At 63.8% G+C, this 13,213-nt stretch carries 11 protein-coding genes and 1 pseudogene; 5 read left to right on the top strand and 7 right to left on the bottom strand.

The window, feature by feature from the left end:
- Positions 1-5: 5 nt before the first annotated feature.
- Positions 6-614 (bottom strand): glutathione S-transferase, encoded by a 609-nt coding sequence (locus ACUXH0_RS17825; RefSeq protein ID WP_012436387.1) that lies wholly within the window; start codon positions 612-614, stop codon positions 6-8.
- A 239-nt stretch (positions 615-853) separates the two neighbouring features.
- Here ACUXH0_RS17825 and purB point away from each other — a divergent pair, with 239 nt between their 5' ends.
- The 4 genes from purB (at position 854) to ACUXH0_RS17805 (ending at position 4,403) form a co-directional block, all read left to right on the top strand.
- On the top strand, positions 854-2,227 hold the full coding sequence (gene purB, locus ACUXH0_RS17820) for an adenylosuccinate lyase (RefSeq protein ID WP_004632841.1): 1,374 nt from the start codon (positions 854-856) through the stop codon (positions 2,225-2,227).
- A gap of 262 nt (positions 2,228-2,489) precedes the next feature.
- On the top strand, positions 2,490-3,071 hold the full coding sequence (locus ACUXH0_RS17815) for a cytochrome b (protein WP_012436386.1): 582 nt from the start codon (positions 2,490-2,492) through the stop codon (positions 3,069-3,071).
- Positions 3,072-3,170: 99 nt separating this feature from the next.
- Entirely contained in the window at positions 3,171-3,743 is a 573-nt protein-coding gene (locus ACUXH0_RS17810) for a YceI family protein (RefSeq protein ID WP_012436385.1), read from the top strand.
- A gap of 63 nt (positions 3,744-3,806) precedes the next feature.
- Positions 3,807-4,403, top strand: coding sequence for a YceI family protein (locus tag ACUXH0_RS17805; RefSeq protein ID WP_012436384.1), 597 nt, complete (start codon positions 3,807-3,809; stop codon positions 4,401-4,403).
- A gap of 95 nt (positions 4,404-4,498) precedes the next feature.
- On the opposite strand, the gene secF is transcribed toward ACUXH0_RS17805, so the two are convergent.
- The 5 genes from secF to queA form a co-directional block, all read right to left on the bottom strand.
- Positions 4,499-5,470, bottom strand: coding sequence for a protein translocase subunit SecF (gene secF / locus ACUXH0_RS17800; protein WP_004632837.1), 972 nt, complete (start codon positions 5,468-5,470; stop codon positions 4,499-4,501).
- A gap of 79 nt (positions 5,471-5,549) precedes the next feature.
- Positions 5,550-7,439 (bottom strand): protein translocase subunit SecD, encoded by a 1,890-nt coding sequence (secD, locus tag ACUXH0_RS17795; protein ID WP_012436383.1) that lies wholly within the window; start codon positions 7,437-7,439, stop codon positions 5,550-5,552.
- 110 nt (positions 7,440-7,549) lie between these two features.
- The gene (gene yajC / locus ACUXH0_RS17790; RefSeq protein ID WP_004632835.1) at positions 7,550-7,882 is read right to left on the bottom strand and encodes a preprotein translocase subunit YajC; all 333 of its coding nucleotides are present in this window, start codon (positions 7,880-7,882) and stop codon (positions 7,550-7,552) included.
- 105 nt (positions 7,883-7,987) lie between these two features.
- Positions 7,988-9,139, bottom strand: coding sequence for a tRNA guanosine(34) transglycosylase Tgt (gene tgt, locus ACUXH0_RS17785; RefSeq protein WP_012436382.1), 1,152 nt, complete (start codon positions 9,137-9,139; stop codon positions 7,988-7,990).
- Positions 9,111-10,220, bottom strand: a complete 1,110-nt coding sequence (queA, locus tag ACUXH0_RS17780) for a tRNA preQ1(34) S-adenosylmethionine ribosyltransferase-isomerase QueA (protein ID WP_182594449.1) — start codon at positions 10,218-10,220, stop codon at positions 9,111-9,113. Before queA ends, tgt begins: the two co-directional genes overlap by 29 nt.
- Positions 10,221-10,351: 131 nt before the next feature.
- Here queA and recG point away from each other — a divergent pair, with 131 nt between their 5' ends.
- Positions 10,352-12,499 carry an ATP-dependent DNA helicase RecG gene (recG, locus tag ACUXH0_RS17775; protein WP_012436380.1) on the top strand — a complete coding sequence of 716 codons (2,148 nt, stop codon included), beginning with the start codon at positions 10,352-10,354 and terminating at the stop codon, positions 12,497-12,499.
- 254 nt (positions 12,500-12,753) lie between these two features.
- Here recG and ACUXH0_RS17770 read toward each other — a convergent pair.
- A pseudogene (locus ACUXH0_RS17770) lies at positions 12,754-13,119 on the bottom strand (metallophosphoesterase); the annotation flags it as partial.
- Positions 13,120-13,213 lie beyond the last annotated feature (94 nt).

Genomic DNA, 13,213 nt, shown 5'->3' with positions numbered 1-13,213 from the left:
ATGGATTACTGCGGCTGGGTTTCCATGAAACTCGGCCGCTTTTCAATGCGCGCGTAGAACGTGGCGAGGTTGGCGTGACGCTCGCGCCAGTCGATCTGCGGCTGGCGGAAATCCAGGTAGGCAAGTGCGCAACCGACGGCGATGTCGGCCAGCGTCAGATGGTTTCCGTTGCACCAGGTCTTGTCGGCCAAGCCTTGCGACATGGCTTGCAGCGCCTGATCGATCTTGTGGCTCTGGCGCGCGAGCCACGTTTCGCTGCGCTGCTCCGGCGTGCGCTGTGTATGTTCGATGCGCAGCATGAGCGCGGCGTCGAGCAGGCCGTCGGCCAGCGCTTCCCAGCAGCGCACTTCTACGCGTTCACGGCTCGAAGGCGGAATGAGGCGCGCCACCGGCGACAGCGTATCGGCGTATTCCGCAATGACGCGCGAGTCGAACAGGGCGCCGCCGTCGTCCATCACCAGGCAGGGCACCTTGCCCAGCGGGTTGAACTGGTGGATCTGCGTATCTGCGCTCCACACGTCTTCCAGCACGAACTGGTAGTCGATTTTCTTTTCAGCCAGGACGACGCGCACCTTGCGGGTGTACGGGCTGGCGTGCGATCCGATCAGTTTCATAGGCATGTCATGTTGGAGGCGGAAGTATAGCCGCGCACTTTCCCGAGTGCGCTGGGCGGCGCCTGGCCCCAACTCAACCAAACGGAGGCTTGCTTTAGGCTGGATTGGCCATGAAAGACAGGTGCCGGGTGGTAAAATCGCGGGCTCGCTTGGGTGCGCATATGCACCTTGGTTCAACGCGCAATGCCGCGTCCGGGTTGTCCGGATTGAGATTCCCTTCACATTTTTCCCCGCCTGCCATGTCGTCGCTTTCTGCCCTGACCGCTCTGTCTCCCATCGATGGCCGCTACGCTGCCAAGGCCGATCCGCTGCGCGAGTGGCTGTCGGAAGCCGCTTTCATGCGCAATCGCGTGAAGGTGGAGGTGCATTGGCTGATCGCCCTGTCGCAGGCTGGCCTGGCAGAGATTCCGCGCTTCTCGGCCGCCGCCGAGGGCGCACTGCTGGCTCTGGTGGAGAACTTTGCCGAGGCAGACGCCGCCCGCATCAAAGAGATCGAAGCCGTCACCAACCATGACGTGAAGGCCGTCGAGTACTGGATGAAGGAGCGCGTGCGCGGCAATGCCGAACTGGAAGCCGCCAGCGAGTTCATCCACTTCGCCTGCACGTCGGAAGACATCAATAACACCTCCCACGGGATGATGCTCAAGGGTGCGCGTGACACCGTGATCGTGCCGACGCTGCGCCGCGTTCAGGCTCGCCTGGTGGAGCTGGCTCATGCCAACGCCGACGTGCCGATGCTGTCGCGCACGCACGGCCAGCCGGCCAGCCCGACCACGCTGGGCAAGGAAATGGCCAACGTGGCCGCGCGCCTGGACCGCGCCATCCGCCGCATCGAAGCCGTTGAACTGCTGGGCAAGATGAACGGCGCCGTGGGCAACTACAATGCGCACCTGTCGGCGTATCCGTCGCTGGACTGGGAAGCCTTCTCGAAGAACGTGATCGAGACGCGCCTGGGCCTGACGTTCAACCCGTACACCATCCAGATCGAGCCGCACGATTACATGGCGGAGCTGTTCGACGCCGTGGCGCGCGCCAACACGATCATCCTGGATCTGGACCGCGACGTCTGGGGCTACATCTCGCAGGGCTACTTCAAACAGAAGACCAAGGCCGGCGAGATCGGCTCGTCGACGATGCCACACAAGGTCAACCCGATCGACTTCGAAAACTCCGAAGGCAACGTCGGCCTGGCCAACGCGGTGCTGCGCCATCTGTCGGAAAAGCTGCCGGTATCGCGTTGGCAGCGTGATCTGACCGATTCGACCGTGCTGCGCAACATCGGCGTGGCGTTCGGCTATAGCCTGCTCGCATACGACGCCTGCCTGCGCGGCCTCGGCAAGCTCGAAACCAACCCGGCCCGTCTGGCCGAAGACCTCGACGCCTGCTGGGAAGTGCTGGCCGAGCCGGTGCAGACCGTGATGCGTCGCTACGGCATTGCCAACCCGTACGAGCAACTCAAGGAACTGACGCGCGGCAAGGGCATTTCGCGAGATGCGCTGCGTGAGTTCATCGGCACGCTGGCGATTCCCGAAGACGCTCGCAAGCTGCTGCTGGACATGACGCCCGGCAGCTATATCGGCAAGGCAGAAGAACTGGCGCGCCGTATCGCCTGATTGTTGCAAAAATTTGGTGGTGTGGTCTGAAGAACGGCCCGCTCTCGAATCCGAGGGCGGGCCGTTTTGGTTGGCGTCCTCCGCAGAGCTATCCGCTGAGCCGCTGGCATTAATATGCTTAGTCAATCAAAAAATTTGAATTGCTTGGTGAACTTCGCGCTGACTTGACCGGTCGGATTGCGCAAATAATGCACAACTGTTTGGCGCCGTGGCCCTATCCACAGGCGCCGCCACCGAGCGCTCCAAAATACCGAGGGAACCGATGTCACAAGCCGCCCACTCGAATCCCGCCATGCGCGGCGCCGCTGACCACGGCGCCTATACCAAGCCGGCGATTGCGATGCACTGGATCGTCGCGTTGCTGATCTTCGCGGCCTTCGGGCTCGGTCTGTACATGACCGATATCCCGGGCTTTACGCCTACCAAGCTGAAACTGTTCTCGTATCACAAATGGATCGGTATCACGGTGCTGATCTTTGCGGTGCTGCGCGTGCTGTGGCGCTTGACGCATCCCGCGCCGGGCCCTGTGCCGGGCATGCCGAAGTGGCAACACGCCGCCGCGGAAGCCGCGCACGTCGGGTTGTATCTTTTGATTCTTGCGGTGCCGCTGACCGGCTATCTGCTCAGCGTCGCGGCCGGCGTCAAGGTTGTCTATCTTGGCCTGTGGGAACTGCCGATGCCGTTCGACAAGAGCGACGCGCTGAAAGACATCTTCAGCATGGCGCACGAATGGCTGAACTGGACCATGGCGGCCATCGTCGTGGTGCACATCCTGGCTGCGCTCAAGCACCACGTCGTCGAGCGTGACGGCACGCTGCGCCGCATGGTGCCTTTCCTCCGCTGATTTCCAAACGTGCCGGTGCACGGTGTGTGCCGGTGCTTCTGCCTCGCCATCCTCACCAAGACTGCCGGCATGATCCGGCCTGACCGAAGGAGTCTGATGATGAAACGTTTTGTGCGCCCCCGCGTCATCGCCCTGGTTGCTGCCGGCGCGCTGGCGATCGCTGCCGTGTCGGTATCGGCCATCGCCCAGGTGGATGCCGCCAAGAGCAGCGTCACCGCCACCGGCAAGCAGCTCGGTGTGCCGATGGACATCAAGTTCGGCAAGTTCGACGCGGCGGTGAACTACAACCCGGCCAACGTGGCGGCATCGACTGCCAAAGTCGACATCGATGTCACCAGCGTCGACGTGGGCAGTAAGGAATACAACGACGAACTCAAGAAGAAGGATTGGTTCGACACCGCCAAGTATCCGAAGGCGACGTTCGTGTCGTCTGCGTTCAAGCCCGGCGCGGGCGGCAAGGTTGACGTGGTCGGTAAGCTGACCATCAAGGGCATTACGCAAGATGTGACGGCACCTTTCACCTTCAGGCAGGAAGGCGCCACGCAGATATTTGAAGGCGCACTGCCGGTCAAGCGCAACGCATTCAAGGTGGGTGACGGTGAGTGGAAGGACACGTCGGTCGTCTCGGACGACGTAACGATCAAGTTCCGCGTCGTCATCGCCAAGAAGTAATCAGCAGTTCCAACCCAACGTTTTTCCGGCCCTCGTGTGCCGCTTTTATCCGCAGGAGTTCTCATGAAATTGCGTACCCTCGTTGCCGCACTGTCGGCCATTGCTGCCACCGCCGCCTTTGCTGCACCGGCCACGTACCAACTCGATCCGAGCCACACCTACCCAAGCTTCGAAGCTGACCACATGGGCGGTCTGTCGAAGTGGCGCGGCAAGTTCGAAAAGTCCAGCGGCACCGTGACGCTGGATCGCGCCGCCAAGACCGGCAGCATCGACGTGACCGTGCAGACTGACAGCATCGACTTCGGTCTCGCCAAGATGAACGAGCACGCCAAGAGCGCCGAGATTTTCGACGTGGCCAAGTACCCGACCGCCACGTTCAAGGGCAACTTCACGAAGTTCAAGGGCGACGTGCCGACCGAAGCCGAAGGCCAGTTGACGCTGCATGGCGTGACCAAGCCGGCCAAGCTGGAAATCGACGCGTTCAAGTGCATGCAGCACCCGATGCTCAAGCGTGAAGTCTGCGGCGCCGATGCCGAGATGAAGTTCAAGCGCGACGACTTCGGCGTGGACTACGGCAAGGCCTATGGCTTCAACATGGAAACCAAGCTGAAGATCCAGGTGGAAGGCGTCAAGCAAGACGCCAGCGTCGCGCAGCAATAAGCCACGCAGCCGCTACAACCAAAGAAAAAGCCCCGCAGCTGCGGGGCTTTTTGTTGCCCGAGAATGCGCTTTCAGGGCGATGCGAAGCGAGGTCTTCAGACCTGCGCGCCGAAGTTCGGATCGTCTTCTTTCGGGCCACCGGCCTTCTTCTCGGACTTGACCAGGTCTTCACGCTTGACGCCGAGCCACATGCACAGCGCAGCGGCAACGAACACCGACGAGTAGATACCGAACAGGATACCGATCGTCAGCGCCAGGGCGAAGTAGTGCAGCGTCGGGCCGCCGAACACCAGCATCGACACCACCATCATTTCGGTCGAGCCGTGGGTGATGATCGTGCGCGAGATGGTGCTGGTAATCGCGTGATCGATCACCTCGTGCGTGTTCATCTTGCGGTACTTGCGGAAGGCTTCGCGGATCCGGTCGAAAATCACCACGGATTCGTTGACCGAATAGCCCAGCACCGCCAGCACCCCCGCCAGCACCGACAGCGAAAACTCCCACTGGAAGAAGGCGAAGAAGCCCAGGATGATCACAACGTCGTGCAGGTTGGCGATCACGCCCGCAACGGCAAACTTCCATTCGAAGCGGATCGACAGGTAGATCACGATGCCGACCACAACGAACAGGAGCGCCAGCAGGCCGTCGGTGGCGAGCTCCTTGCCCACTTGCGGGCCGACGAACTCAACGCGCTGCAGCTTGGCGTCGGGGTTCACTGCGTTCAGGGCTGTCATCACCTGCTGGCTTTGCACGGCCGAGGCGATGGGCTTGCCGTCCGGGCCGGTCTTGAGCGGCAGACGGATCATCACGTCGCGCGAGGTGCCGAAGTTCTGCACCTGCGCATCGGCGTAGCCGAGCTTCTCAACGTCGCCGCGGATCTTCGGCAGATCGGCGGCCTGGGTGTAAGCGACTTCCATCACCGTACCGCCGGTGAACTCCACCGACAGGTGCAGCCCCTTGTGGAACAGGAAGAAGACAGCGGCGATAAACGTCAGGAACGACAGCGCGTTGAGGATCAACGCGTGCTTCATGAACGGAATGTCGCGGCGGATGCGGAAAAACTCCATGGTCTGCCCTTTGTGGCGACCGCCCCTTCATGTTGGGGGCGGTGCCGGTTTTATGCGAGATTCGTTGTGGGTGGCGTGATTACTTGGCGGGCGATTCCGCGTTCGTATTGCCCGGCTTCCACACCTGCCCGATGGCGACGCTCTGGAGCTTCTTCTTGCGGCCGTACCAGAGGTTCACGAGACCGCGGTTGAAGAACACCGCCGAGAACATGGACGTGCCGATCCCCAGGCAGTGCACGATCGCGAAGCCGCGTACCGGGCCCGAACCGAAGGCGATCAGCGCCAGACCGGCGATGAGCGTCGTCACGTTCGAATCGAGGATGGTCGCCCAGGCACGGTCAAAGCCGGCGGCGATGGCCATCTGTGCCGACGCGCCGCTGCGCAGCTCTTCACGCACGCGCTCGTTGATCAGCACGTTCGCGTCAATGGCCATACCGAGCGCCAGTGCGATGGCCGCGATACCCGGCAACGTGAGCGTGGCCTGCAGCATGGAGAGCAGTGCGATCAGCAGGAACACGTTGACGCCCAGGGCCGCCACCGAGAACGCGCCGAACAGCATGTAGTACAGCACCATGAACACCGAGATGGCGAGGAAGCCGTACAGCGCCGAATCGAAGCCCTTCTTGATGTTGTCGGCACCCAGCGATGGGCCGATGGTGCGTTCTTCGATGATTTCCATTGGCGCGGCCAGCGAGCCTGCACGCAGCAGCAGCGCCAGGTCGGAAGCCGCCTCGGTCGAGCCCATGCCGGTGATCTGGAAGCGCGAGCCCAGTTCGGACTGGATGGTCGCCACCGTCAGCACTTCGCCCTTGCCCTTTTCAAAGAGCACGATACCCATGCGCTTGCCGATGTTGTCACGCGAGACATCGCGCAGCATGCGGCCGCCCTGGCCGTCGAGCGTGATGTCGACCGACGAATTGTGGTTTTGGTCGAAGCCCGCCGAGGCGCTGGTGATGCGATCGCCCGTGAAGATCACCTGCTTCTGCAGCAGGACGGGAGCGCTGCGCCCTTGCGTGAACAGCTCGTCGCCCAGCGGCACCGGGTCGCCGGGGCGGGGCGCGAGCGGCGCGTTCGGATCGGCCAGGCGCGCTTCCAGCGTAGCGGTGCGGCCGATGATGTCCTTGGCCTTGGCGGTGTCCTGCACGCCGGGCAATTGCACAACGATGCGGTCCGGACCCTGCTGTTGGATCACCGGCTCGGCCACGCCGAGTTCGTTCACTCGGTTATGCAGCGTGACGATGTTCTGCTTGACTGCGTTGTCCTGCACTTCCTTCATCGCAGCGGCGGTGAAGGTGCCGGTGAGCGTGGCGCCGTCGGCGCTCTTGTCCACGGTGTAGGCCAGTTCGCGGGTCGAATCGGCCAGCAGCGTGCGGGCGCGGTCGGCGTCGTCCGGGGTGCTGAACTTGATCGTGATGGTGTTGCCGTTGCGGTCGATGCCGCTGTGTCGAATGCCCTTGTCACGCAGTTGCGTGCGGATGTCGCCGGCCAGCGAGTCGAGCTTCTTCGTCACGGCGCCGTTCATGTCGACCTGCAGCAGGAAGTGCACGCCACCGCGCAAATCGAGGCCCAGGAACATGGGCTTGGCAAAGAACGGTGCCCCGCTCAACCAGCGCGGCGAACCGGGCAGCAGGTTCAGCGCCACGATGTAGGTCGGATCGGCTTGATCGGTGTTCAGGCCGCGGGCCAGGATGTCCTTGGCCTTGAGCTGCGTGTCGGTGTCGGCAAAACGCACGCGCACGCTGGCGGAGGTGCCGTTGTTGTCGAAGAACACGCCGTCGGGCTGAATGCTGGCCGCAGCCAGCAGGCTCTCGACCTGCTTTTGCACGTTCAGGTCGACCTTGACGGTGGCCTTGCCCGAAGACACCTGCACAGCAGGCGCCTCACCGAAGAAGTTCGGCAGCGTATAGAGGAACCCAATGGCAAGCGCCACCAGGATCACAAGGTATTTCCAGAGCGGATAGCGATTCATCTTGGAATGCAGAGAGGCGACGCCGAAGGGCGCGGGCGCGGATTCTTAGAATAGGCGCTGCCTGGGGTTCCGGCGCCGGCACAATCGTGCGCGGCGCCTGGATGTGGCGATTACAGCGCCTTGAGCGTGCCCTTGGGCAGCACGGTGGTCACGGCACTCTTCTGGACAGTGATTTCGGTGTTGGCAGCGATTTCCACGGTGACGTACTGCTCGGCCACCTTGCTGACCTTACCGAGGATGCCGCCGGCGGTGACCACTTCGTCGCCCTTGGCCAGGGCTTCGAGCATCGCCTTGGTTTCTTTCTGGCGCTTCATTTGCGGGCGGATCATGATGAACCACAGCACCACGAACATCAGGATGATGGGCAGGAAGCTCATCAGGCCACCCGCGGCACCACCAGCTGCCGGTGCAGTTTGCGCGTAAGCGTCGGAAATCAGGAACACGTCAGAACTCCGTAATGGTTCGTCAATCGGTCAAAAATCGGACCCGACATTCTACCATTGCGATGCTGCGGCAAATGGGCGCGCCGGGCACCCTGGGCAGGCGCGTTACAACGCTCCGCGCGCGCGGTCTGCAGCAAAGCGCGCCTGGAATGCGGCAAAGCCGTGCGACTCGATGGCGGTGCGCATTTCGGCCATCAATTCCAGGTAGTAATACAGGTTGTGGATGGTGTTCAGGCGGGCACCCAGGATCTCGCCGACGCGCTGCAAATGGTGCAGGTAGGCGCGGGAGAAATTGCTGCAGGTGTAGCAACCGCAGGTCTCGTCCAGCGGGCGCGGATCGTTGCGGTGCACCGCGTTCTTGATCTTGATGTCGCCAAAGCGGGTGAAGAGCCAGCCGTTGCGCGCGTTGCGGGTCGGCATCACGCAGTCGAACATGTCGACGCCGGCGGCAACGCCTGCCACCAGGTCTTCCGGCGTGCCCACGCCCATCAGGTAATGCGGCTTGTCGGCAGGCAGGCGAGGCGCCACGTGCTGCAGCACGCGCATCATGTCTTCCTTGGGTTCGCCGACCGACAGGCCACCGATGGCGTAGCCGCCGAAACCTTCGCCGCCCGCATCGGCGTCAATCGCTTGCAAACCGGCCAGCGATTCATCGCGCAGGTTCTCGAACATGCCGCCCTGGACGATGGCGAACAGCGCGTTCGGATTCTTCTCGCGCTCGAATTCGTTGCGTGAGCGCTGGGCCCAACGCAGGCTCATGCGCATCGAGGCGGCGGCTTCGGCCTCGGTGGCGGGGCGATCGCCGATTTTGTATGGCGTGCATTCGTCGAACTGCATGACGATGTCGGAGTTCAGCCGGCGCTGGATCTGCATCGAGATCTCGGGCGACAGGAACAGCTTGTCGCCATTGATGGGCGACGCAAACGTCACGCCATCCTCGGTGATCTTGCGCAGATCACCCAGCGAAAACACCTGAAAACCACCCGAATCGGTCAGGATGGGCTTGTCCCAGCCGTTGAAGCCATGCAGGCCCTTGTGCGCGTCCATCACTTCCAGGCCCGGGCGCAGCCACAGGTGGAACGTGTTGCCAAGGATGATCTGTGCGCCGATGTCCTTCAGCTCCGCCGGGGACATCGCCTTGACCGCGCCATAGGTGCCCACCGGCATGAAGATGGGCGTTTCGACCACGCCGTGGTTCAGGGTCATGCGGCCGCGTCGGGCGAGGCCATCAGTGGTGAGCAGTTCGTACTTGAGCATGGTCAGAGCGATTGGGTTTCGCCGGGTTCGCCGGGTTGCCGGGTTCGGTGGGGGCGCGCGTCAGCAGCATGGCGTCGCCGTAACTGAAGAAGCGGTAGCGCTGGGCGATGGCGTGCTGATAGGCCTCACGGATGGCGCTCATGCCGGCAAACGCCGATACCAGCATCAGCAAGGTCGACTTGGGCAGGTGGAAGTTCGTCACCAGCAGGTCGACGGCGCGGAAGCGGTAGCCGGGGGTGATGAAGATGTCGGTCTCGCCGCTGCAGGCATTGAGCGTGCCATCCGGCTGCGCGGCCGATTCAAGCGCGCGCATCGACGTTGTGCCGACCGCGATCACGCGGCCGCCGGCTGCGCGCGTGGCGCGGATCGCTTCGGCCAGTTCGGGCGTAATTTCGTACCACTCGCTGTGCATGCGGTGCTCGGCAATGTTTTCCACGCGCACCGGCTGGAACGTGCCGGCACCGACGTGCAGCGTGAGAAAACCGCGCCGGATGCCCATGGCGTCCAGCTTGGCGAACAGCGCATCGTCGAAATGCAGACCGGCCGTGGGTGCCGCGACGGCGCCCGGGTTGCGCGCATAGACGGTCTGGTAGCGCGTCTCGTCGAAGCTGTCGGGGTCGTGCTCGATGTAGGGCGGCAGCGGCAGGCGGCCGTACTGCTCGATCAGATCGAGCGCCGGCTGCGGGAAACGCAACGTAAAGAACGGCTCGGCGCGCGGTCCGACCGTCACGTCAAAGGCGTCGGCCAGGCGCAGCGAGGTGCCCTCGACGGGCGACTTGCTGGAGCGGATCTGCGCCAGCACCGTGTGTTCGTCCAGCAGGCGCTCGACAAGCACCTCCACCTTGCCGCCGCTGGCTTTGTGGCCAAAAAAGCGTGCCTTGATGACGCGCGTGTCGTTGAAGACCAGCAGGTCGCCGGGGCGCAGGTAGTCGACCAGGTCGGCAAACTGGCGGTCTTCAAAATGCACGGCATCTTCCGTACGGCGTACGGCCAGCAGGCGGCTCGCGGTGCGGTCGGGCAGGGCGGTTTGTGCGATCAGCTCAGGCGGCAGATCGAAATCGAAATCGGACAGCGTCAGCATGAAAAGTGGCGCAGACGTGGATTGCGCCAAGTGATGGTCGCGGGCGCCGGTACAATCGGGCGACTCGCAAAGTTCGCCATTGTAAACGTCCTGTGCCGTCTCGCGCCCGTTCCGCCACTGATGCTGCTCCTATGCCCGACGCTGATACTGCGCCGGCGCCGAAGCCAAAACGCGCGGCCACGGCAGACAAGCCAGCCAAGGCAACGGCCAAAACTGCCCGCCCAGCAGACAAGCTCGCCAAGCTCGGCCTGCACCGCGACGTCGATCTCGTCCTCCATCTGCCGATGCGCTACGAGGATGAAACCACGCTGCTGACCATTGCCGAGGCCACGGCCCGCGCCAACACCGGCTGGGCTGCGCAGGTGGAAGGCACGGTCACGCGCAATGAAGTGGCGTTTCGGCCGCGTCGGCAGCTCGTCGTGCATATCGCCGATGACTCGGGCGAGCTGGTCCTGCGCTTTCTCAATTTCTACGGCAGCCAGGTCAAGCAGATGGCCGAAGGCGTGCGCCTGCGCGTGCGCGGCGAAGTGCGCGGCGGCTTCTTCGGCGCCGAGATGGTGCACCCGACCGTGCGCGCCGTGGCGGACGATGAGCCGCTGCCCGATCGCCTGACACCGGTGTATCCGAGCACGGCCGGCGTGGCGCAGGCCTATCTGCGCAAGGCGATCCTGAACGCGCTCACGCGCACGCCGCTGCCGGAAACGCTGCCGAACAGCCTCGTCACCGGCCCGCTCGCGCCGCTCAAGCTGATGACGCCGGCCGACGCCGTGCGCCTGCTGCATCAGCCGATGCCCGATGTCGATGAGCACAGCCTCGTCGAGCGCACGCACCCGGCGTGGCTGCGCATCAAGTTTGATGAACTACTGTCGCAGCAGTTGTCGCTCAAGCGTGCGCAGGCCGCGCGCCGCATGCGCAACGCGCCCATCCTGCGCGACAGCGGCAAGGATGGGCTGCTCGCGCGCTTCATGGATGCGCTGCCGTTCAAGCTGACCGGCGCCCAGGCCCGCGTGTGGGAAGAGATTCGCGCCGATCTCGCGCACCCGTACCCGATGCAGCGGTTGCTGCAGGGCGATGTGGGCAGCGGCAAGACCGTCATTGCCGCGCTGGCAGCCTGCCAGGCCATCGATGCGGGCTGGCAGGCGGCGCTGATGGCGCCGACAGAACTGTTGGCCGAGCAGCACTATCGCAAGCTTTCTGCGTGGCTCGAACCGCTTGGCGTGGACATCGTCTGGCTGGCCGGCAGCCTCAAGCGCAAGCAGAAGGACGAGGCGGCGGCGCGCGTGGCGGCCGGCACGGCGCAACTCGTGATCGGTACGCACGCGCTGATCCAGGATGCGGTCACGTTCGCGCGGCTCGGCCTGGCGGTGGTCGATGAACAGCATCGCTTCGGCGTGGCGCAGCGGCTCGCCCTGCGCGGCAAGGCGAGCAACGGCGACGGCCCCGCCGCCAACGTCCAGGTGCCGCACCAACTGATGATGTCCGCCACGCCGATCCCGCGCACGCTGGCGATGACGTATTACGCCGATCTCGACGTCTCTGCCATCGACGAGTTGCCGCCCGGCCGCACGCCCATCGTGACGCGCCTGGTCAACGATGCGCGGCGCGACGAAGTGATTGAACGCATCTACGCCGCAGCACGCGAAGGGCGACAGGTCTACTGGGTTTGCCCGCTGATCGAGGAAAGCGAAGCGCTGCAATTGCAGACCGCCGTTGAAACCTTCGAGACGCTTTCGCAAAGTCTGCAAGGCCTGAAGGTGGGCCTCGTGCATGGACGCCTGCCATCGGCCGAGAAGGCCGCCGTGATGAGCGCCTTCGCCGGCGGCGACCTGCACGTGCTGGTGGCCACCACCGTCATCGAAGTGGGCGTGGACGTGCCCAATGCCTCATTGATGGTGATCGAGCACGCCGAGCGCTTTGGCCTTGCGCAACTGCATCAACTGCGCGGGCGGGTGGGGCGCGGCACGGCGGAATCGGTCTGCGTGCTGCTGTATCAGGCGCCACTGTCCCCGACGGCCAAGCAACGCCTGCAGACCATGCGCGAGACCACCGACGGTTTCGAAATCGCCCGGCGCGATCTGGAGATCCGCGGCCCTGGCGAGTTCCTGGGGGCGAGGCAATCGGGCGAAGCGATGCTGCGCTTTGCCGACCTGAACCAAGATGCGTGGCTCGTCGAGTTTGCGCAGGGCACCGCGGACGAGATGCTTGCGCGCTTTCCTGAAGCCGTCGACACCCATCTCAAGCGCTGGCTGGGCGAGCGCGAGCACTACCTGCGTGTTTAAGGGCTGAGGCGCACGCTTCGGTACGCCAGCTGTGCCTGCTTGCGCAAGCGCTTGACCGTGTCCATCGCACGATCGGCCTGCTTGAGCGGGGCGGCGATCTCCGTCTCTCCGTCAGCTGAACGACACGGACCGGCATGTCGCCCGTATGAGGCGCCGTTACAACTTTCGTATGCTCTGCGACGGCGCGGGTGGACTCGGCCGGGCGCGAGACGTTGATGTCCCATCGCTCTTCGTCCGACGCTCGCCCTCACGGCTTAGCCGATAGTCGGCTCCAGCCGAATCAGCGTGATCTCCGACGGCGCACCGAACCGCTTGGGCGGGCCCCAATATCCGGTGCCACGGCTGGTGTAGATCCACAGACGCCCCAGCTTGTGCAACCCGGCCGTAAATGGCTGCTGCAGCGGGACAAACAAACTCCACGGCCAGAACTGGCCACCATGCGTGTGTCCTGACAGTTGCAGGTCGAAGCCGGCCTCTGCCGCGGCCGGGGCGCTACGCGGTTGATGCGCGAGCAGGATCGTGGGCGTCACGCCGGACGGCGACCCCGCCAGCGCTCGCGTCGGATCGCTCGTGTGGGCAGTGTCGAACTTACCCGCACTGAAATCGGTCACGCCTGCGATGGTAATGCCCCCGTTTTCCACAGTCGGCAGAAGTAGAAACTAAGCGGCCATGGCCAGCCGCTGCTTCGGGGTAAAGCCGCCCAATGCCATATTT

The sequence above is a fragment of the Ralstonia sp. 110700041-2 genome, assembly GCF_056280165.1.
This window is presented reverse-complemented; position numbering and strand designations above follow the sequence as displayed.

Coding starts and splice junctions, on each gene's coding strand:
- ACUXH0_RS17825 (WP_012436387.1), bottom strand. CDS start 614: ATGAAACTGATCGGATCGCACGCCAGCCCGTACACCCGCAAGGTGCGC.
- purB (WP_004632841.1), top strand. CDS start 854: ATGTCGTCGCTTTCTGCCCTGACCGCTCTGTCTCCCATCGATGGCCGC.
- ACUXH0_RS17815 (WP_012436386.1), top strand. CDS start 2,490: ATGTCACAAGCCGCCCACTCGAATCCCGCCATGCGCGGCGCCGCTGAC.
- ACUXH0_RS17810 (WP_012436385.1), top strand. CDS start 3,171: ATGAAACGTTTTGTGCGCCCCCGCGTCATCGCCCTGGTTGCTGCCGGC.
- ACUXH0_RS17805 (WP_012436384.1), top strand. CDS start 3,807: ATGAAATTGCGTACCCTCGTTGCCGCACTGTCGGCCATTGCTGCCACC.
- secF (WP_004632837.1), bottom strand. CDS start 5,470: ATGGAGTTTTTCCGCATCCGCCGCGACATTCCGTTCATGAAGCACGCG.
- secD (WP_012436383.1), bottom strand. CDS start 7,439: ATGAATCGCTATCCGCTCTGGAAATACCTTGTGATCCTGGTGGCGCTT.
- tgt (WP_012436382.1), bottom strand. CDS start 9,139: ATGCTCAAGTACGAACTGCTCACCACTGATGGCCTCGCCCGACGCGGC.
- queA (WP_182594449.1), bottom strand. CDS start 10,220: ATGCTGACGCTGTCCGATTTCGATTTCGATCTGCCGCCTGAGCTGATC.
- recG (WP_012436380.1), top strand. CDS start 10,352: ATGCCCGACGCTGATACTGCGCCGGCGCCGAAGCCAAAACGCGCGGCC.